Here is an 18,134-nt window from a genome sequence, read left to right on the forward strand (position 1 = left end):
AAACTTTGCCTTGGCCATCGGGCCTCTCCTTGGTTCGAGTTTGGTGTCCGGCCCGCCGGACAAAATGAAACTTCAGGCTAGGAGCCTGTTAAACGCGCCTCATAGCCATGTGTGGCGCGGGTTTCAAGCATTCAAATGCCAAGAACTGCGGTCCGGTCTCATGTCTTGCCGACTTCCACTTCCCCGGATAAGCGAAGGGCGACAAAACCTCACGCAAGGATAACCTCAATATGCCTGCTGATCTTTCCAAACACGCTGAACGCCTGAACAAGGCTTCCCTGGCGTCGCTCGCAGCAAGCCGCGCTGATGATGCGCCGCTATCTGCATCAGGCTGGAAGCTGAATCTCGCCCGTCAGTATCTTGATAAGGACGCCGAGACAGCTCTTCTGACTTTTGGCAAGAAAGCAGGCCTGGAAGCAGCCGCAGGGCGCTTGTTCGACGGGGAAATCGTAAATCCGTCAGAGAATCGTCCAGCCCTTCACTGGGCGCTTCGGGCACAATCACCTCTTGAGGGTGAAGCCGAAGCCGTTCGCCAAAGTGTGCTGCCAGCGCTGGAATTTGCACGCAAGATGGCAGACGGCTCTGTCACGGCATCAAACGGCAAACCCTTCCAAGCGGTCCTGCACATCGGCATTGGCGGGTCAGATTTCGGCCCGCGCCTGATCGCCGACGCATTTGGTGACAAGGCCACCTCCGGCATAGATCTGCGCTTCTGCGCGAACGTTGACCCGTTTGATCTGGACAGGGCCCTTGAAGGCCTGGATCCGGAAAGCACGCTGGTCATCGGTGTGTCCAAATCCTTCGGAACCGAAGAAACTCTCTACAATCTGAACCGTGCCCGCGCCTGGCTGGAAGCCTCTGTCGGCGACAAGTCAGATCAGCACCTTGCATTGGTGACCGCCAATCCGGATCGCGCAAAAAGCTGGCTTGGCGGGCGTGAAGCACACGTATTCGATATGCCCCTCTCCGTCGGCGGGCGTTTCTCGCTGTGGTCTGCAGCCTCCCTCGCCTGCATGATCTATCTCGGCGCAGACATTTTTGAGGGCATCCTGCGCGGCGCTGCTGATATGGATGCGCACGTGAAGTCCACTCCTGTTGCAGAAAACATGGCGATGCGCCTTGCTCTGCTTGACTACTGGAATGCCTCTGTGCGCAGCGAGAAAATGCGGGTTCTGCTGGCCTATGCTAACCGCCTGCGCATGCTGCCGACCTATCTGCAGCAGCTGGAAATGGAATCAAACGGCAAGACGGTCGGCCCCGATGGCGTTGGTGTTCAGACGGCTACCGCCCCGGCGCTCTGGGGCGGAGAAGGCTCTGTCGGACAGCACTCCTATCACCAGTGGCTGCACCAGGGCTCACAAGCCGTGCCCTGCGAGTTCATCCTGGCACCAGACATGGAACGCGATCCGGAAGGCGTCACAGCCCTGACTGCACATGCCCTCGCCCAGGCAGAAGTGCTGGCCAATGGCCGCAGCCTGGAAGAGGTCAAGGCAGAGGAACCGGATTTGACCGACATTGTCGCGAATCAAAAAGTTCACGCGGGAGGTCGCGCCTCCTCATTTCTGAGCCACGCCAAGTTTGGCCCGGAAGCCTTCGGCGCTCTGATCGCCTTCTATGAACACCGCACGTATTTCGCGGGCCATCTGTGGGGCCTCAATCCGTTCGACCAATGGGGCGTCGAGCGCGGAAAGACGATGGCAACGAGGCTCAAACCAGCCGTCTCCGGAGAAGTGAAGGCAGATGACGCCGCCACCGCCGCCATCATCTCGATGATCCGGAAGGGATGACGCAAAACCGCATCCTGCGCGAATCCTGTATCGGCGAGACCCGCGAGGTCTTGCTGAATGGAGCTGGCCTCGCAATCGCCTTGCGTCTAACCCGCTGGCGCGATCAGGATACGCGCCTGACTCTTGGCTCAACTCATGAGGCCCGCGTGCGGACGCTGGAGCCAGCCCTTGGAGGTGCCTTTGTCGAAATTGTCGGCAAGGGAGAGGCTTTCCTGCGTGTGCCCAGGGATAGCGCACTGACAGAGGGCCAGGCCATCTCCGTTCTAGTCGCCGCCGAGGCGCGTAACGGAAAACTGCCGCGCGTCATCGCCCATCCAAAGGAAAAGACATTTGAGGATGCGAGCCTGACGCCTTGGCATGGCGCCATGATTGAAGACGTGCCTCCCGGCAATCCGGAAGTTGCGGAGGCATTTGAGTCGGCTCTTGCCCGCAGCATACAGATTCCACATGGCGGACGTCTGCATATCGAACGAACCACAGCCCTGTGCGCGGTCGACATCGATACATCGGGGCGGACCGACAAGGGCAGCGCCGCAAGCCGTGCCCTGCGAATCAACAAGGATGCCTGCACCGAACTCGCCCGCCAGATCGGTCTGAGACAAATCGGCGGCCTCTTCGTTGTAGACTGCGTTGCGCCGGTCAATCGTGAGTCGGGCCGCAAGCTTCAGGAAGCCACACAGCACGCGCTCACGAGTTTGGGCATCAAGGGCGCAAATATACTTCCGCCCTCATCCCTGGGACTGATGGAGATGTCCCTGCCCTGGAAGCAAACGCCCATCGCGGAACGGATACTGACGCCAGACCTGACACACCCCACACCCGAGAGCCTATGCCTCTCCGGGATTCGCCTGCTGGAAGCTGAAGCCGCTGCAGACAGGATGCAGCGATTAACACTGCAACTGCCGACCGATGCGCATCTCTGGCTCACTCAGGAAGCACAGCCGCTGCAGGGGGCTATCGCTGGAAAATATGGTCAACGCTTCACATATGAAACCTCGACGTCCCCAACACCCATTGTGTACCGAACCTCATGAGCAAACCCATTTCCCCGGAAAAACGCACGCCCAAATGTGCCCAGTGCCGCAAAAAGCCGATCTCGCCAGAGTATCGCCCTTTCTGCTCGAAACGCTGCGCGGATGTTGACCTGTCGCAATGGCTGACAGGCGGATACGCCATCCCCGGAGCCCCCGCAGACCTGGCCGATGAGGTCCCTTCAAGCAGCTCTGAAAAAGGGATGACAGAAGAAGACTGAAAACAGCATAGACAAGCCGTCCAGCCTTCGTTAGATACCGCGCTTCCCCAGTGACCCGCCCGGGTAGCTCAGGGGTAGAGCAGCGGATTGAAAATCCGCGTGTCGGTGGTTCGATTCCGCCCCCGGGCACCATTTTCCCAGTCTTGTCAGCTTATACCGCTCCTAAGCTGCGCTCCTTTTGTTGTTGGATCGCGTGACGGAGGCGTCCAGCACGCCGGGTCTGTCCCATGCACCTTCGGGGCGGATGATCAGATAGGGGTCTTCCGTCATGGTCAGGGCGTTGGGGTGGACCGGGACTGAAATCTCGATCTCGCGATACTCGTAATCCGAAAACCAGAACGGGCTGCGCCCAGGGATCAGTTCGCACTTGAAGGTGCGCGACCAGACAGGCCACAGGCGCGCCTGGATCTGGCCGATCATGCGTTGATACCCTTTCCGGGAGACAAGCTCGAACATGTGAGCGAGCATCACTTTCAGGCCTGGGCGTCCGCGATCACATGGTAGCAGCACAATACGCTCCAGCTTTGCAAAGTCTGCGAACCAGCGGACGCGTAGCGTGCCGACGGGCCTGCCCTGCCGCTTCAGCAGGAAGTGCGTCGCGCACAGATCATTACCGTCAAACTCTTCATCATAGGGGCAATCCTGCTCTGCCAGGAATACGGCCGAACGGATCGCCACCACCTGCTGAAGATCTTCTAGTGTGCGGGCAACGGACACTTGATAGGCCCCGTAAGCTTCCTGCGGCGCAGGCCGCAACAAAGCGCGCTCACCAATATCTGGATGGGTTGTAAACATCAGGCCACCTCCCCTGGCATAGGCTTGAAGGCCTGCTGCACGTACAAATCTGGAAGCCCCCCTTCAAATCGTTGAAAGCCCAGGCTCTCCATTGAGCGCCTGCCATCAGCCGTCGCGCCCCTTGCATAGGATCGGAAGGCCCCGAACTGATCGACCCGCATAACGGCAGATGCGGTCATGATGCTCTTGCGTGCCTCATAGGTCTTGCCTGCATAGACCCCGACATAGAAAGCCGCCACATCGCGGCCTTGCTTGGCTAGATGCGCCAGATCCGGATCAGCGGGACTGTAGGTTCCATTGCGCACAGCCTCTTCGCCGGCGACGGTGAGCGGAAGGGTTAGGAAGATCCCTTCGACAGGATCGCCAGTAACCCATGCTGTCATGCCGGTGTGATCATTCATGCGCGCGATCGCATCAACAGAGGCCAATTTGCTGTTCATCAGCTCTTCCGCCAGCGCCACACCCGCCTTCAGCTCTTCGTAAGTTCCCAATCTGAAGCCGAAGTCACGCGCTCGCGCCACAACAGCAGAAATATCGACATTGGCGGTCGCCACTTCTCTAGCCTGAGTTGCATTCATGAGATTTCTCCATTAAATGGTTAATTTCTCATGTCACAGATCAGGGGGGCTGACTTCAGAACGGAATGAAACGGGGGTTTTCAGCCATGCAAGGCCCGCACGCTGCGGAAAGCGCCTTTGATTGGGATCGCCTCCGGGTTTTCAGGGCGGTTGCCCTAACGGGCAGCATGAGCGCCGCCGCCGAACGACTGGGAGGCTCCCTGCCGACGGTCAGCCGCCGCATGTCGGATCTTGAAGCGAGCTTTAAGGCCGAGCTGTTCCACCGGACCACACGCGGAATCACGCTGACCAAGGCCGGAGAGACGCTCTTACGACATGTCGAATTGATTGCCGACACGGTCGAGGCTGCACAATGGGAGCTCACCACCCCAGCCTTACGAGAGAACGCACCCATCCACATTGCGTGCAGTGAATCTCTCGCCGCGAGTTGGGTTGCGCCAAGGATGGCGGCTTTCCTGAAAGAAGCGCCTCACCTGACTGTCCAATTATCCGTACACGATGAACCAAAAGCCGATGAAGGCTCATTCTTTGACATTCACATCCAGCATAGTAAGCCGACACAACCGGATATCATCACACGACGCCTCGGCCGTCTACACTACATGGCATTCACCTCACGCGCCCACTCAACGCCTGACGGCACACCAAAAAGCTTTGCCGACCTTTTAGCACAGAAATGCCTAATTCATAGTTCGTATACAGACACATGCCACTTGTCGACTAGCATGGATAACGGCCTGGAACTTCTGAGGCAGACAAACTCCCTGACAACCATGGTTGCGCTGTGTAGGGCCGGCCTCGCACCAGCCCTGATGCCTGCTCATCATGCAGAATGCTACCCTGACCTTATCCCCCACCCTGACCTAACCGGTCCAAGCCTGGACATATGGATGTCCTGTGCGCCGCGCACGCGGAGTTTAAAAAAGGGTAGCGCAATCATTGAATGGCTGACCTCTATCTTCTCGCCGCAGGAAAGCCTCTGGTTCCGCCAGACACCTCCGAATGTTCAGAGCAAGCAAGAATAGATCAGGCCGCGACCAGACCCTGGGCAACAGCCGCCATCTGTCGCAACTGAGCCGGAGACCCAAGAAGCTGACGGTTCACACCAATTCTCTTGAACCAGTAATGCAGCCCGACAAGATCCGTGAACCCCATACCGCCATGCACCTCCGTAGAGGTACGCGCAACAAAGGTCGCAACCTCCGAAATATGCGCCTTCGCCAGCAGGGCCATGACCAAGGCCTCGCCCTCGTCCATGTCCAGTGCATGCGCCGCGTGCCAGATCAAAGCGCGTGAAGGTTCAATTTTCGCTGCCATTTCAGCGCAGAGATGCTTCACCGCCTGGAAAGAGCCGATCACGCGACCAAATTGTTTACGCTCCTTGGCATACTCCACGGCCTTGTCCAGCATGGCTTGCGACGCACCAAGAGAATCTGCCGCCAGCAGCAGACATGCTCTTGCCAACGCGCCCTTCCCATCAGCAAGTGAGATCTGGCTTTCGGCGTTCGACAATTTGAGCTCCGTGAACACACGTGTACGGTCAATTGTTGGCAGCACTTGATAGTCTTGCGGTGCACACACATGCAGGTTTCGCTCCACATCACATACCAGCAAATGCGTGGCGTCTTCCGCAGAGACGGCCATCATGGACGTACCCGAAAGCACGCCATTCTGAGCCGACAGCCCCGCTCCATCGCGGCGTGAGACAAGATCATTCAGCGCAATGCCAAAGCGCACCTCACCAGCAGCTATAGCTTGCGCCAACGCCGTGTCAGCGCTGGAAAAGGTTGTGGAGGCGACAACGCTCGCAAGGAAGCCTGATGGCACAATGCCATAACCGAGACATTCCTGAACTAACACGGCATCCAGCATACCGAGCCCTGCTCCGCCAAGCTCTTCCGGAACGGCGATGCCATTCAGTCCTAGCTCTTCAATGCCCGCTGCGATTGTCTGCTTCGCCTCTTCATCGCCTTCCGCAATCTTGCGGATCGCATCAAGAGGCGCCTGCTCGGCGACAAACCGGCGGACAGTTTCCTGCAACAGCTTTTGATCTTCAGATAAACCAAATTCCATTTTACGCCCTCACTGTCGGCTTCGGTTCGCGGGGCATGTCCAGCCCACGTTCCGAGATAATGTTCTTCTGAATTTGCGCCGTGCCTCCACCGATAATCAGACCCAGATCATACATGTAGCGCCACTGCCAGCTGCCCTCTGACCGCAAATGCTCGCCTTCGCCGTAAAGTACCCCCAGTTCGCCCAGTGCATCTATCGCCAAGCCTGCAATCTGGTGGTTGAGCTCACAGCCCTGCAGCTTCACGACCAGCCCCGCAAGTCCGGCGCTTTCCTTCTTCAAGCGGCTCGTCATGATACGCAGGCCATTCGCCTGCATGGCATAGACTTCTGCCTGCAAGGCCATAAGGCGGTCGCGCAGCAGAGGATTGTCAATCAGACGCTCTCCGTTGACCGTTTCACGCTTCATCAGCTCGACCAACTCCACAAAGCGCGCCTTTGTCGCGTTCGGGTCTCCCAGCATGCCGCGTTCATGGGTCAGCGTCGCATTTGCAACCTGCCAGCCCTTATTGGGCTCGAACACAACACCGCTCTTCGGTACACGTACATCCGTGAAGAACACTTCGTTGAAGTTCGCAGACCCTGTCATGTCGACCAGCGGACGCACTTCAATTCCAGGCGTATCCATCGGGAAGAGGATATAGGTGATGCCATGATGCTTCTTGGCATCAGGATCCGTCCGGACAAGGCAGAAAATCATATCCGCCTGACGAGCAGTCGATGTCCAGATCTTCTGGCCATTGATGACATAGTCATCACCATCCTCGACCGCCTTGGTTTGCAATGAGGCAAGATCAGAGCCTGCACCGGGTTCAGAATAGCCCTGACACCAGATCATCTCGCCATGCAGGGTCGGGCGAATGTACTTCTCTTTCTGCTCCGGCGTCCCCAATTCCAGCAGGGTGGGCACAAGCATGGATATGCCTTGCCCTGCCAGCGGGCGCGGCACACCGCTACGCGCGAACTCTTCCGCAATGATCCTGGACTTCAGGATATCCGGCTCGGCGCCATAGCCGCCATACTCCTCGGGAATGGTGCGCGCTGTCAGGCCCTCACCAATCAGGAATTTCTGCCAGGCAAGGCGTTTTGGATGCTTCAGGCCCTTGTCTTCAGGGCCTGGGGCGAGATGGGCGTTCTCCTCCAGCAGCTTCGCTACATGGTCACGGAACGCGGTGTATTCGGGGCTGAGTGTAAGATCCATCCCGTCAATTTCGGCGGCTTTCCCCAAGGTCTGGCAAGAGCAAACTGTCTTGATGGACGCTGGGGAATGCTGGTTAGCTGTCTTCAAACAACAAGGAGAGAAACACCATGCCCGTCGAATATGAGAAGCACGGCAATATAGCGATCATCACAATGAACCGCCCTGAAGCCAGAAACGCCATCAATGGCGAAATGGCCCAGACCATGGAAGCGGCCCTGGATAAGATGGAATCCGATCCGGAAGTATGGGTGGGCATTCTCACGGCCGTCGGCAAAGCGTTCTGCGCAGGGGCTGACCTGAAAGAAATCTCGGCCGGCAATGGCGCCGCCCTTTCAACTGAAAAAGGTGGGTTTGCAGGAATTGCCAAACGCGAGCGCACGAAGCCGCTGATCGCTGCCATCACGGGCTCAGCGCTAGCAGGCGGCACGGAAGTGGCTTTGTCATGTGACATGATCGTCTGCGCCGAGGACACGAATTTCGGCCTGCCAGAGGTGAAACGTTCCCTCGTCGCAGCCGCTGGTGGCCTCTTCCGCCTCCCCCGCGCCATCGGCCGCGCTACGGCGCTTGAAATGGTTCTCACGGGAGACCCTCTGCCGTCCCAGCGGGCCTATGAACTCGGCATGGTCAACAAGGTTGTTCCGACTGATCAGGTGATGGACGAAGCCAAGAAACTTGCCGAGCGCGTAACGGCCAATGCGCCGCTTGCAGTTGCGGCAAGCCGCGAAGTCGTCATGGATGCCTCAGCCAAAACGGATGACGAGCTTTGGAAAGACAGTGGCAAGGCATTCGGCAAGATTGTCGGCACGGAAGACTTCAAAGAAGGCCCCAAGGCATTCATTGAGAAGCGCGCGCCTGTCTGGAAAGGTCGCTAGACAGACCTGTTTTCCAGCCACCGGACAGCGCCAAGACCGGCTGCGCGTCCGGTGGCAAAACAGGCCGTAAGAAGGTACCCACCCGTCGGCGCATCCCAGCCGATCATTTCCCCTGCGCAGAACGCCCCCGGCTTTTTGCACAACATGAAATCCTCAGTGAGTTCATGCCAGGCGACACCGCCGGCCGTGGAGATTGCCTGATCCAGCGGCGCCATCCCTGCCAGAGTAAGCGGCAGGGATTTAATCTGCTGCGCCAGGGCCTTCGGATCATCAAAGACAGTCCGGTCTCCCAACTCATTCAGCAAAGCGCGTTTAATGCCCGTCAGGTTCAGTGTCCGGCGCAAATGGTTCGATATGGATTGCTTGCCTTTCCTGGCCTGCAAGCGCCGCTCGATCTCTCCCCCATCAAGATCAGGTAACAGGTCCAGCCAGATCGTGGCGGTCTCTCCACTGACGATCTTGTCTCTTAGTGTGAGTGATAGCGTGTAGATCGCGCCGCTTTCTACCCCATCGGCCGTTACCACGAATTCCTCGCTGGTGTGCTGAATGCCCCGCTTTGTTTCGACCGTGAGCTGAACATTCTTGACTGGCTGACCTGCGAACTCAGCCTTCAGGTGGTCAGACCAGGACATGCGAAATCCGCAATTGGAGGGGAGAAATGGCGCGAGCTCTATCCCGGCCTCGCGGAATATCTCCGCCCATTGTCCGTCACAGCCCAGCCTCGCCCAGCTACTTCCGCCCATGGCGAACACACAGGCCGCTGGCCGCACAGCTTTTTGACCGTCCGGCGTATCGAACTGCAGGCCAGCCTCATTCCATAAGCGCAAACGATGGCGCACATGCAAGCGCACATCGTTCTCCTGCAATCGACGCAGCCAGGCGCGCAGCAAGGGCGACGCCTTCATCTGCTGAGGAAAGACCCGGCCTGTGGATCCAGTGACCGGCTGAACGCCCAGATCCTGCATCCAGTTTTCAACAGAGTGAGATGGAAATGCGGCTAATGCGCTCCTCAATGGCGCGGCTGGCCGCGGATAGATATCCCCAACATCATTAGGGAAATGCGTGTTGGTAATGTTCAGGCCGCTCTTGCCAGCCATAAGGAATTTGCGCGCGACGCTCGGCATCGCATCATAGATATCCACGCCATAACCATGGCTGGACAAGATTTCCGCCGCCATCAGCCCGGCAGGCCCCGCCCCAATGACGGCGACGCGATTTGAGGGATCAATCATCCCTGACAACCCGCGCCTTGCCCCGGCCCAGTGCAAGGGCCTTGATCGCACCGCGGAAGGTCTGGACCTCCTGCCGGGTCCAGTCTGCCCGGATCAGAGCCGCGCGTAGATTGTCCTTCATCAAGGCTGTCTTTTCGGGCGGGAAGAAATAGCCGGCCCGTTCCAGTTCATCCTCGAAATGCTCGAACATACGATACAGCTCATCGCGCGGTGCAGGATCGCCCAGCCCGGCTTTCCCATCTTCTACGTCGGCTCTCGCGCCAATTGCGCGCTTGCCCCATTCTGCACAAAAGACACAAACAGCCTGCGCAAGATTGAGACTCTTGAAGTCGGTATCGACGGGATACGTCATCAGAAAGTCAGCCACAGCGACCGCATCATTCGGCAGGCCTGATTTTTCACCCCCGAACATGATTGCGGATTTGCCCGTATCCAGCCGCTCCGAGACCGCTTCCGCTGCCTCAGCAGCATCTCCGACGCGCTTTTCCATCCCTCTCAGACGCGCTGTCGCAGCGGCCAGCCAGCTGATTCCCTCCAGCGCCTCCTGAAGCGTTTCGAACACCTGAACCGTCACACCTGCCTCAAAGGCCCCGGCTGACATGGTTTCAGCCGCCGGATTCGGCCATCCATCGCGCGGTGTGACGAGCCTGAGATCAGTCAAACCGAAATTGCGCATAACCCTTGCGGCAGCGCCAATATTCTCGCCAAGTTGGGGCGAATGAAGGATGATTGCCGGGCTGCGCTGATCTGCCATTGTTTTACCTGTTTTGACGCGGCGGTCCGCTCTGCTATAGCGCTGCCAGATACAGGCAACCGTGAGGAATTCCAACATGGCAAAGATCAAGGTCAAAAACCCCGTCGTCGAAATGGACGGGGACGAAATGACCCGGATCATCTGGCAGATGATCAAGGACAAGCTGATTCACCCCTATCTCGACATCGATCTGAAGTATTACGATCTGTCGATCCAGAAGCGCGACGAGACAGACGACCAGATCACCGTTGATGCTGCGAACGCCACCAAGCAATATGGCGTAGCCGTCAAATGTGCGACGATCACCCCGGACGAAGCACGCGTTGAGGAATTCGACCTCAAGAAAATGTGGCGCTCCCCGAACGGCACGATCCGCAACATCCTCGGCGGCGTTGTTTTCCGCGAACCGATCGTGATTTCCAACGTTCCACGCCTGGTCCCAGGCTGGACGAAGCCAGTTGTTATTGGCCGTCACGCTTTCGGTGACCAGTACAAGGCAACAGATTTCCGCGTACCGGGCAAAGGCAAGCTGACCATGAAATGGGAAGCTGCAGACGGCTCCGACTCTCAGGAATATGAGATCTTCGACTTCCCGTCCTCGGGTGTTGCCATGGGCATGTATAACCTTGACGAGTCGATCCGTGATTTTGCCCGCGCATCTCTCAACTACGGCCTGCAGCGCAAATGGCCGGTCTACCTGTCCACCAAGAACACGATCATGAAAGCCTATGACGGACGCTTCAAGGACATCTTCCAGGAAGTCTTCGACAACGAGTTCAAAGCAAAGTTTGACGAATTTGGTGGCACCTACGAACACCGCTTGATCGACGACATGGTTGCAGCCGCCATGAAATGGTCCGGCGGTTATGTCTGGGCCTGTAAGAACTATGACGGCGACGTTCAGTCCGATACCGTCGCACAGGGCTACGGCTCTCTCGGCCTGATGACGTCCGTTCTGATGACGCCCGATGGCAACACGGTTGAGGCAGAAGCTGCCCACGGCACCGTGACGCGCCACTACCGTAACCACCAGAAAGGCGAAGCAACCTCCACGAACTCCATCGCTTCCATCTTCGCATGGACGCGCGGTCTGGATCACCGGGGCCGCATGGATGACACGCCAGACGTTCGTGCTTTCGCCCAGACTCTCGAAGAGACCATCATCAAGACGGTGGAAAGCGGCCAGATGACCAAAGACCTCGCCCTGCTGGTGGGTCCGGACCAGGAATGGCTGACAACCGAAGGCTTCATTGAAGCTGTCGACAAGAACTTCCAGAAGGCCATGGCGAAATCCTGATCGCCGCCTTCAAGGCTAAAGGAAAAGCCCCGCAGCGATGCTGCGGGGCTTTTTCGTTCAGATAACATGTTTGGCGATATACCAGGCGCCCCATACGATGCCCAATAAGGGGATCAGCGCGATCAGCCAGATCGGGCTGCTCTTGATGTTTCCAAGTTTCTTGCGTGGTTCCATCAGGCTTCCCCAAGCAATTGGCGGACATGATCTTCAAGGTCCAGCTGACGCAGACGCTTCAAGCGCTCCACCAGCAGAATCCGGCGCAGGCGCTGATAGGCAACTTCCAGATCGTCATTTACGATCACATAGTCATAGCGGCGCCAGTGCATGATTTCTCGCTTGGCTTCTTCCATGCGCCGGGCGACGATTTCAGGCGTCGAGCCGGGCCGTGCAGCGAGCCGCTTTTCCAATGCGTTGATGCTTGGCGGCAGAATGAAAACCGAAACCACATCATTCGGCATCTGGTCGTGCAGGGCATCCGCCCCTTGCCAGTCCACATCGAACAAAACGTCTTCGCCCGCATCCAGACGCGCGACCGTATCGGCCTTGGGCGTGCCGTAATACCGGTCAAACACATGGGCCCATTCGAGAAACTCGCGCCGCTCGATCATGTCATGGAATGCATCCACTGACCGGAAGAAGTAATCCTTACCGTCTTGCTCACCCGGGCGCGGAGCCCGCGTGGTAGCCGAAACCGACAAATTCACATCGTCGAACTCTTCAATCAGCTTGCGCGAAAGTGTTGTCTTGCCTGCACCGGACGGGCTGGACAGGACGAGCATGAGCCCGCGCCGTTTGCCGCTGTCTTTCGGATGTCCGCTATTCGACATTGGCTGCCTGCTCCTTGAACTGGTCGATTATTCCTTTGAGGCCAAGTCCCGCATTCGTCAAATCCAGGCTGACGGATTTCGAGCACAGCGTATTGGCTTCGCGGTTGAGCTCCTGCGCAAGGAAGTCCAGCTTACGGCCTGCCGGAGAGCCACCTGCCAGCAAGCCTCTCGCCGTTTCGAAATGCGCACTCAGGCGGTCCAGCTCCTCGCGGACATCCGCCTTGGCAGCCGTGATCGCCAGTTCTGCGGCCAGCCGCTCTGCATCCACCTGGTTGCTGGCGCCAAGCTCTTCCAACTGCTTGGACAAACGCGCCTTCAGCAGGCTCGGCTGCTCACCCGCAAGGCTGGCGGCCTGTTTCGCGGTCTCTTCCAGTTCATCGACCAATTTGCCCATGATGGACTGCAGGGACGCGCCTTCGGCGAGGCGGGCGTCTGCCAGCTCCGCCAGCACTTTCTCCGCTGCGGCGGATAGCATCGCACTTACACCTTCCTGGGCTGCCAGGTCGCGAATATTGTCGCCGCCTGCTTCCACAACGCCTTTAACGGTCATCAGAGTGGCAATGGCTTCGCTGGAGAGCTCTCCCTGATGAGCCTGCCTTGTGGCGTCGACCAGCTTGTCGAGGAAAGCCTCATTGATGGCCACGCTCTCGGTCGCACCGCCCATCTCAATCCGCAGGGAAACCTGCAGAGAGCCGCGATTGAACACCTTTGACGCGGCCGCCTTCACATGGCGCTCCAAAGCGTCAAAGCCTGGCGGTGTATTCACGCGCACGTCCAGGCCACGGCCATTGACGCTCTTGGCTTCCCAGGCCCATGCGCCCCAGTCCTCTTCGCCTGTGAGGCGCGCAAAGCCTGTCATGCCGGATAGCTTGCTCATTGCCCTGTCCGCTCCCTCTGGATTTCCTGTCGCTCATACCGGCGATAGGCCGCAACGTTTTTGTTGTGCTCTGCAAGCGTCTTGGCGAACAGATGTCCACCCTTGCCGTCTGCGACAAAGAAGATGTGCCCTGTCTCTTCCGGGTTCAGCACCGCAGCAATGGCATCGCGCCCCGGATTGCAAATGGGCGTCTTCGGCAAGCCATCGATCTGGTAGGTGTTCCAGTCCGTCTTGCGGTTGATCTCGGATCGATACAACGTCCGCCGCTGGCCGCTCTTGTTGTAGAGCGGCTCCCCCTTGGAAACGCCATAGATGATGGTTGGATCGCTCTCCAGTCGCATGCCGCGCTTCAGACGCGTAATGAACAGGCCGGCGATCTGCGGCCTCTCCCCGGCAATGCCGGTTTCCTTCTCTACGACAGAGGCCAGAATAACGGCCTCCTCCTTGGAGGCGATTGGCAGATCTTCGGCGCGCCGCGGCCACAGCTCATCCAATAGGTCAGCCTGGGCCTTTTGCATCCGACCAATAAGGTCAGCGCGCGATGTTCCACGATGGAAAAGATACGTATCTGGCAGCAGGCTGCCTTCAGCGACCTCCTCTTCCGGCATATCGCCGATCAGAACCGGGTCGGCTTCGACCATTTTGAGTAATTGAGCCGTCGTGCGACCTTCAGGAAGCGTAATCTTGTAAAAGACGGACTTGCCGTCGATCAGCGTTTCCATGACCTCGGACAGGCTGGCGCGCGGCTCGAGTTCAAACTCACCTGTCTTGATGGCCAGTTCCGTACCGTCCAGCTTTGCTTTCAGTTTGAACAGCCTGTCATCCGAGATGATGCCCTCATCTTCCAGCCGCTGCGCAACGCCGCCCAGCGTCTCGCCCGGCTCAACCAGGAAGAGATGCTGCTCTGCGGAGGGGCCAGGCTTGCTCAGCTCGTGCTGGAACCACAGCCAGCCACCGCCCGCCACTGCGCCCCCCAGAACAAACAGGAGGACAAACAGCGAGATCAGTCCCTTGATGAGTTTCATGCATGCCTCTCGAATCCTGGCGGTGCCAGCTTACACGCCAACCCCAGCCCGGAAAAACAGGCTTATTTCACTTCCTTGAGCACGAGCGATGCGTTCGTGCCACCAAAGCCGAAACTGTTCGACATGGCCGCGCGGACACGCCCCTTCTTCGCCTTATGCGGGATAAGGTCCAGTACGGTCTCGAAGCTCGGATTGTCGAGGTTCAGGGTCGGCGGCATCACCTGGTCACGAATGGCCAGCGCACAGAACGCGCTCTCAATGGCCCCGGCAGCCCCAAGAAGGTGGCCAACGGCAGACTTGGTGGAAGACATGGACATGTTCTTGGCATGATCGCCGAATGCGCGCTCAACTGCGCCGGCCTCGCCCTCATCCCCTTTCGGAGTAGAGGTGCCGTGGGCATTCACATAGTCGATCTCTGTCGGGTCTATGCCGGAATGCTTCAGCGCCATTTTCATCGCGCGATAGCCACCTTCAGCGCCTTCAGCCGGCGCGGTGATGTGATAGGCATCGCCTGTCAGTCCATAGCCGGAGACTTCGGCATAAATCTTTGCGCCGCGGGCCTTGGCATGCTCGTACTCTTCCAGAACGAGAATGGCAGCACCTTCACCCATGACAAAGCCATCGCGATCCTTGTCATAAGGACGAGAAGCCTTTTCAGGTGTGTCGTTGAAATTCGTGGACATGGCCTTTGCGGCGCAGAAGCCCGCAATGCCGATACGTCCGATAACCGCCTCAGAGCCCCCCGCCAGCATGACATCCGCGTCCCCATACTTGATGAGACGTGCGGAGTCGCCGATGGCGTGAGCCCCCGTTGCGCAGGCCGTCACAACAGAGTGGTTCGGCCCTTTGAATTTGTGCCTGATGGAGACTTGGCCAGACGCCAGATTGATCAGGGCAGAGGGGATGAAGAACGGGCTCACTTTGCGCGGCCCGTTCTCATGAAGCGTAACCGCCGTCTGATAGATGGATTCCAGACCACCGATGCCGGATCCGATCATGACGCCTGTGCGCTCCTGACCTTCATCGTCTTCGGGTTTCCAGCCGGAATCCTCTACTGCCTCGTCTGCGGCGGCAATGGCATAAAGAATAAACTCATCGATCCGGCGCATCTCCTTGGAGGAGACAAACGCCTCAGGATCGAAAGCGTGAGGGTCCGCTTCACCGCCACCGCGGCCACTTTTCCATGGTACCTGGAATGCAATCTTGCAGGGCATGTCTTCAGGATCGAACGTATCAATACGTCCAGCCCCAGACTTGCCCTCAATCAGGCGCTCCCAGGTTGCCTCACGGCCAAAGGCCAAAGGTGAGACAATCCCGATACCGGTGATAACGACGCGGCGGTCAGACATAGAACCCTGCCTGTTTTAGATGTGAGCCTTGATGTGAGTCACCGCATCACCAACGGTGCGGATGGACTCCTGTACATCATCAGGGATTTCGATGTTGAACTCTTCCTCGAAAGCCATGACCAGTTCGACCAGGTCCAGCGAGTCAGCGCCCAGATCGTCGATGAAGCTTGCGCTCTCAACAACCTTATCACCATCCACGTCGAGATTTTCGACTACAATTTTTTTAACGCGTTCAAGAACGTCAGACATGAGTACCTCTCTAGAAATGCCTGAGGACTGGCCCAGATTCGAACCATTGTGTTGCGCCTAGCACACAGTTGGGACGAGCGCCAAGTCCTATGACTAACCCTTACTGTTGTGAAATCAGATCATTGCCATACCGCCATTTACGTGCAGCGTCTGCCCCGTAACATAGGCGGCTTCATTGGAAGCAAGATATACTGCGGCGGCCGCGATGTCAGCACCTTCACCCAGACGACCCGAGGGAATCTGGCCCAAAAGTGCCTCTTTCTGGTTATCTGGCAACACATCCGTCATCGGAGACGCGATGAAGCCAGGGGCGATTGTGTTCGCTGTAATGCCGCGGCTCGCGACCTCTTGGGCAAGCGACTTCGTGAAGCCGATCATGCCCGCTTTGGACGCACAATAGTTCGTTTGCCCCGGATTTCCGGTAACGCCGACAATTGACGTAATACCGATAATCCGACCGTGACGGCGCTTCATCATGCCCCGCACACAGCTCTTTGTGAGTCGGAAATAGCTGCCCAGATTGACGGACAGAACATCGTTCCAGTCGTCATCTTTCATCTGCATCAGCAGTTTGTCGCGTGTGATCCCGGCATTCGCGACGAGAATGTCGAGGGGCCCGATGGCCTCTTCCGTCTTGGAGACGAGACCGGTCACGGCCTCTTCATCAGACAGATTGCACGGCACAATCGCGCTTTCGCCTTTCAGCGTGCTTGCGACTTCCTCAAGAACGTTCTCACGGGTGCCGGAGAGCGCCACCTTGGCGCCGGCTTCGGAAAGCGCCTGTGCAATCGCACGGCCGATTCCCCCGGATGCTCCGGTTACAAGAGCCGTACGGCCTGTCAGATCAAACATCTGGCTTATCCCTTCATTGCTTCTGCAAACGCTTCAAGATCCTCGGGCGTACCGAGGGTGAAGCCGTTGAGTGACTTGTCGATGCGACGCTGCATCACGGTCAATACCTTGCCATTACCTGCTTCGCCCGTCGCTTCAACTCCCTGAGCGACCATGAACTGCACGCTCTCCGTCCAGCGCACACGGCCTGTCACCTGTTCCACCAGATTGCGGCGAATGGTTTCCGGCTCCGTCACAGCATGTGCAGACACATTCGCGACCAGTGGTGTTGCCGGGGCATTGATGGTCACACCGCTTAGCGCGTCTGCCATGGCATCCGCTGCGGGCTGCATCAGCGAGCAATGGAACGGCGCAGAAACGTTCAGCGGCATGGCTTTCTTGACGCCATTTTCCTTGGCGTAAGCGCATGCTGCATCAATCGCAGCCTTGGTTCCGGACAGAACCAGTTGGCCCGGGGCATTGTCGTTCGCGACTTCGCAAACACCGCCAGCCTTGCGGCCGGCCTCACAGGCGGCTTCGGCCTGTGTGATGTCAGCGCCGAGAAGCGCCGCCATGGCGCCCTCGCCCGGTTTTACAGCGCCCTGCATGGCGTTGCCGCGAATGCGTAGGAGGCGGGCCGTATCGGCAAGGCTGATCGCTCCGGCAGAGGCCAGCGCAGAATACTCGCCCAGAGAATGACCTGCCACAAAGGCAGCATCCTTGGCAGACAGGCCGAATTCAGCCTCGAGCGCGCGCATGGCGGCAACGCTGTGCGCCATCAGGGCTGGCTGAGTATTCGCCGTCAGGGTCAGCTCTTCGATATCGCCGCCCCACATCAGGCCGGAGAGATCCTGCCCCAATGCTTCATTGACCTCTGCGAACACATCGCGGGCCGATTGAAAGGCATCCGCAAGTGTCTTGCCCATGCCGATTTCCTGGCTTCCCTGCCCTGGAAAGATAAATGCAAATTTTGTCATTATTGGTTTCTCCAAGTTGGGTGTGTGACTAATGGTGACCGGCAATGTAAGCAAGCGCTTGAAAAATACCGTCAAATGCGCTTTACACCCGCCTTCACTCGCAGGAATGCGGTCCTTGGTACTCCGGAATGAGCCGGAAGAAGAGGGGCCATCGCCGGTCA

Annotated in this window: 19 protein-coding genes and 1 tRNA gene; 7 read left to right on the forward strand and 13 right to left on the reverse strand. The window is 58.1% G+C overall.

The features are described 5' to 3' along the window. Positions 1-230: 230 nt before the first annotated feature. From pgi to HY29_RS11995, 4 genes are all read left to right on the forward strand, one after another. Positions 231-1,787: a glucose-6-phosphate isomerase gene (pgi, locus tag HY29_RS11980; protein ID WP_034797244.1), complete on the forward strand. Its 1,557-nt coding sequence runs from the start codon at positions 231-233 to the stop codon at positions 1,785-1,787. Beyond that, a complete protein-coding gene (locus HY29_RS18555) occupies positions 1,784-2,821 on the forward strand; it encodes a ribonuclease E/G (RefSeq protein ID WP_051601460.1) in 1,038 nt (345 codons plus the stop codon). The genes pgi and HY29_RS18555 overlap by 4 nt, the downstream gene beginning before the upstream one ends. After that, entirely contained in the window at positions 2,818-3,039 is a 222-nt protein-coding gene (locus HY29_RS11990; protein ID WP_051601461.1) for a DNA gyrase inhibitor YacG, read from the forward strand. The genes HY29_RS18555 and HY29_RS11990 overlap by 4 nt, the downstream gene beginning before the upstream one ends. A 57-nt stretch (positions 3,040-3,096) precedes the next feature. Continuing rightward, positions 3,097-3,171 (forward strand) — tRNA-Phe (locus HY29_RS11995). A 30-nt stretch (positions 3,172-3,201) separates the two neighbouring features. Here HY29_RS11995 and HY29_RS12000 read toward each other — a convergent pair. After that, positions 3,202-3,834 (reverse strand): GNAT family N-acetyltransferase, encoded by a 633-nt coding sequence (locus HY29_RS12000; protein ID WP_034797248.1) that lies wholly within the window; start codon positions 3,832-3,834, stop codon positions 3,202-3,204. After that, positions 3,834-4,412: a hypothetical protein gene (locus tag HY29_RS12005; protein WP_155838307.1), complete on the reverse strand. Its 579-nt coding sequence runs from the start codon at positions 4,410-4,412 to the stop codon at positions 3,834-3,836. The genes HY29_RS12000 and HY29_RS12005 overlap by 1 nt, the downstream gene beginning before the upstream one ends. Positions 4,413-4,498: 86 nt before the next feature. Between HY29_RS12005 and HY29_RS12010 the strand changes: the two genes are divergently transcribed. Beyond that, positions 4,499-5,437, forward strand: coding sequence for a LysR family transcriptional regulator (locus HY29_RS12010; RefSeq protein WP_162176721.1), 939 nt, complete (start codon positions 4,499-4,501; stop codon positions 5,435-5,437). A 1-nt stretch (position 5,438) separates the two neighbouring features. Here the strand turns inward: HY29_RS12010 and HY29_RS12015 are convergent, their stop codons facing one another. Then, on the reverse strand, positions 5,439-6,485 hold the full coding sequence (locus HY29_RS12015) for an acyl-CoA dehydrogenase family protein (RefSeq protein WP_034797254.1): 1,047 nt from the start codon (positions 6,483-6,485) through the stop codon (positions 5,439-5,441). 1 nt (position 6,486) lies between these two features. After that, the gene (locus HY29_RS12020) at positions 6,487-7,683 is read right to left on the reverse strand and encodes an acyl-CoA dehydrogenase family protein (protein ID WP_034797315.1); all 1,197 of its coding nucleotides are present in this window, start codon (positions 7,681-7,683) and stop codon (positions 6,487-6,489) included. 107 nt (positions 7,684-7,790) lie between these two features. On the opposite strand from HY29_RS12020, the gene HY29_RS12025 reads away from it, so the two are divergent. Then, entirely contained in the window at positions 7,791-8,555 is a 765-nt protein-coding gene (locus HY29_RS12025; protein ID WP_034797256.1) for a crotonase/enoyl-CoA hydratase family protein, read from the forward strand. On the opposite strand, the gene HY29_RS12030 is transcribed toward HY29_RS12025, so the two are convergent. After that, positions 8,552-9,787, reverse strand: coding sequence for a TIGR03862 family flavoprotein (locus tag HY29_RS12030; protein WP_034797258.1), 1,236 nt, complete (start codon positions 9,785-9,787; stop codon positions 8,552-8,554). The two genes, HY29_RS12025 and HY29_RS12030, sit on opposite strands and share 4 nt — an antisense overlap. Continuing rightward, on the reverse strand, positions 9,780-10,541 hold the full coding sequence (locus HY29_RS12035) for an RNA methyltransferase (RefSeq protein WP_034797318.1): 762 nt from the start codon (positions 10,539-10,541) through the stop codon (positions 9,780-9,782). Before HY29_RS12035 ends, HY29_RS12030 begins: the two co-directional genes overlap by 8 nt. A gap of 76 nt (positions 10,542-10,617) precedes the next feature. Between HY29_RS12035 and HY29_RS12040 the strand changes: the two genes are divergently transcribed. Continuing rightward, entirely contained in the window at positions 10,618-11,838 is a 1,221-nt protein-coding gene (locus HY29_RS12040; protein ID WP_034797260.1) for an NADP-dependent isocitrate dehydrogenase, read from the forward strand. Positions 11,839-12,011: 173 nt separating this feature from the next. Here the strand turns inward: HY29_RS12040 and gmk are convergent, their stop codons facing one another. The 7 genes from gmk to fabD form a co-directional block, all read right to left on the reverse strand. Then, complete coding sequence (gene gmk, locus HY29_RS12045; protein ID WP_034797262.1) at positions 12,012-12,665, reverse strand: guanylate kinase; 654 nt, start codon at positions 12,663-12,665, stop codon at positions 12,012-12,014. Further along, the gene (locus HY29_RS12050) at positions 12,655-13,542 is read right to left on the reverse strand and encodes a YicC/YloC family endoribonuclease (protein ID WP_034797264.1); all 888 of its coding nucleotides are present in this window, start codon (positions 13,540-13,542) and stop codon (positions 12,655-12,657) included. The genes gmk and HY29_RS12050 overlap by 11 nt, the downstream gene beginning before the upstream one ends. Beyond that, a complete protein-coding gene (mltG, locus tag HY29_RS12055; RefSeq protein ID WP_034797265.1) occupies positions 13,539-14,567 on the reverse strand; it encodes an endolytic transglycosylase MltG in 1,029 nt (342 codons plus the stop codon). The genes HY29_RS12050 and mltG overlap by 4 nt, the downstream gene beginning before the upstream one ends. 62 nt (positions 14,568-14,629) lie before the next feature. After that, positions 14,630-15,916, reverse strand: a complete 1,287-nt coding sequence (fabF, locus tag HY29_RS12060) for a beta-ketoacyl-ACP synthase II (RefSeq protein ID WP_034797266.1) — start codon at positions 15,914-15,916, stop codon at positions 14,630-14,632. Positions 15,917-15,931: 15 nt separating this feature from the next. Then, positions 15,932-16,165, reverse strand: coding sequence for an acyl carrier protein (locus tag HY29_RS12065; protein ID WP_034797267.1), 234 nt, complete (start codon positions 16,163-16,165; stop codon positions 15,932-15,934). A 114-nt stretch (positions 16,166-16,279) separates the two neighbouring features. Further along, positions 16,280-17,017, reverse strand: a complete 738-nt coding sequence (gene fabG / locus HY29_RS12070) for a 3-oxoacyl-[acyl-carrier-protein] reductase (RefSeq protein WP_034797268.1) — start codon at positions 17,015-17,017, stop codon at positions 16,280-16,282. A 5-nt stretch (positions 17,018-17,022) separates the two neighbouring features. Beyond that, positions 17,023-17,973, reverse strand: coding sequence for an ACP S-malonyltransferase (gene fabD / locus HY29_RS12075; RefSeq protein WP_034797269.1), 951 nt, complete (start codon positions 17,971-17,973; stop codon positions 17,023-17,025). Between the last annotated feature and the right edge of the window lie 161 nt (positions 17,974-18,134).

The sequence above is a fragment of the Hyphomonas beringensis genome (assembly GCF_000682755.1).
In the GTDB taxonomy this organism is placed as follows: Bacteria; Pseudomonadota; Alphaproteobacteria; order Caulobacterales; family Hyphomonadaceae; genus Hyphomonas; species Hyphomonas beringensis.

Coding starts and splice junctions, on each gene's coding strand:
- fabF (WP_034797266.1), bottom strand. CDS start 15,916: ATGTCTGACCGCCGCGTCGTTATCACCGGTATCGGGATTGTCTCACCT.
- HY29_RS12005 (WP_155838307.1), bottom strand. CDS start 4,412: ATGAATGCAACTCAGGCTAGAGAAGTGGCGACCGCCAATGTCGATATT.
- fabG (WP_034797268.1), bottom strand. CDS start 17,017: ATGTTTGATCTGACAGGCCGTACGGCTCTTGTAACCGGAGCATCCGGG.
- HY29_RS12030 (WP_034797258.1), bottom strand. CDS start 9,787: ATGATTGATCCCTCAAATCGCGTCGCCGTCATTGGGGCGGGGCCTGCC.
- HY29_RS12050 (WP_034797264.1), bottom strand. CDS start 13,542: ATGAGCAAGCTATCCGGCATGACAGGCTTTGCGCGCCTCACAGGCGAA.
- HY29_RS12015 (WP_034797254.1), bottom strand. CDS start 6,485: ATGGAATTTGGTTTATCTGAAGATCAAAAGCTGTTGCAGGAAACTGTC.
- HY29_RS12040 (WP_034797260.1), top strand. CDS start 10,618: ATGGCAAAGATCAAGGTCAAAAACCCCGTCGTCGAAATGGACGGGGAC.
- HY29_RS12025 (WP_034797256.1), top strand. CDS start 7,791: ATGCCCGTCGAATATGAGAAGCACGGCAATATAGCGATCATCACAATG.
- HY29_RS12065 (WP_034797267.1), bottom strand. CDS start 16,165: ATGTCTGACGTTCTTGAACGCGTTAAAAAAATTGTAGTCGAAAATCTC.
- HY29_RS12000 (WP_034797248.1), bottom strand. CDS start 3,834: ATGTTTACAACCCATCCAGATATTGGTGAGCGCGCTTTGTTGCGGCCT.
- mltG (WP_034797265.1), bottom strand. CDS start 14,567: ATGAAACTCATCAAGGGACTGATCTCGCTGTTTGTCCTCCTGTTTGTT.
- HY29_RS12035 (WP_034797318.1), bottom strand. CDS start 10,541: ATGGCAGATCAGCGCAGCCCGGCAATCATCCTTCATTCGCCCCAACTT.
- gmk (WP_034797262.1), bottom strand. CDS start 12,665: ATGTCGAATAGCGGACATCCGAAAGACAGCGGCAAACGGCGCGGGCTC.
- fabD (WP_034797269.1), bottom strand. CDS start 17,973: ATGACAAAATTTGCATTTATCTTTCCAGGGCAGGGAAGCCAGGAAATC.
- HY29_RS11990 (WP_051601461.1), top strand. CDS start 2,818: ATGAGCAAACCCATTTCCCCGGAAAAACGCACGCCCAAATGTGCCCAG.
- HY29_RS12010 (WP_162176721.1), top strand. CDS start 4,499: ATGCAAGGCCCGCACGCTGCGGAAAGCGCCTTTGATTGGGATCGCCTC.
- HY29_RS12020 (WP_034797315.1), bottom strand. CDS start 7,683: ATGGATCTTACACTCAGCCCCGAATACACCGCGTTCCGTGACCATGTA.
- HY29_RS18555 (WP_051601460.1), top strand. CDS start 1,784: ATGACGCAAAACCGCATCCTGCGCGAATCCTGTATCGGCGAGACCCGC.
- pgi (WP_034797244.1), top strand. CDS start 231: ATGCCTGCTGATCTTTCCAAACACGCTGAACGCCTGAACAAGGCTTCC.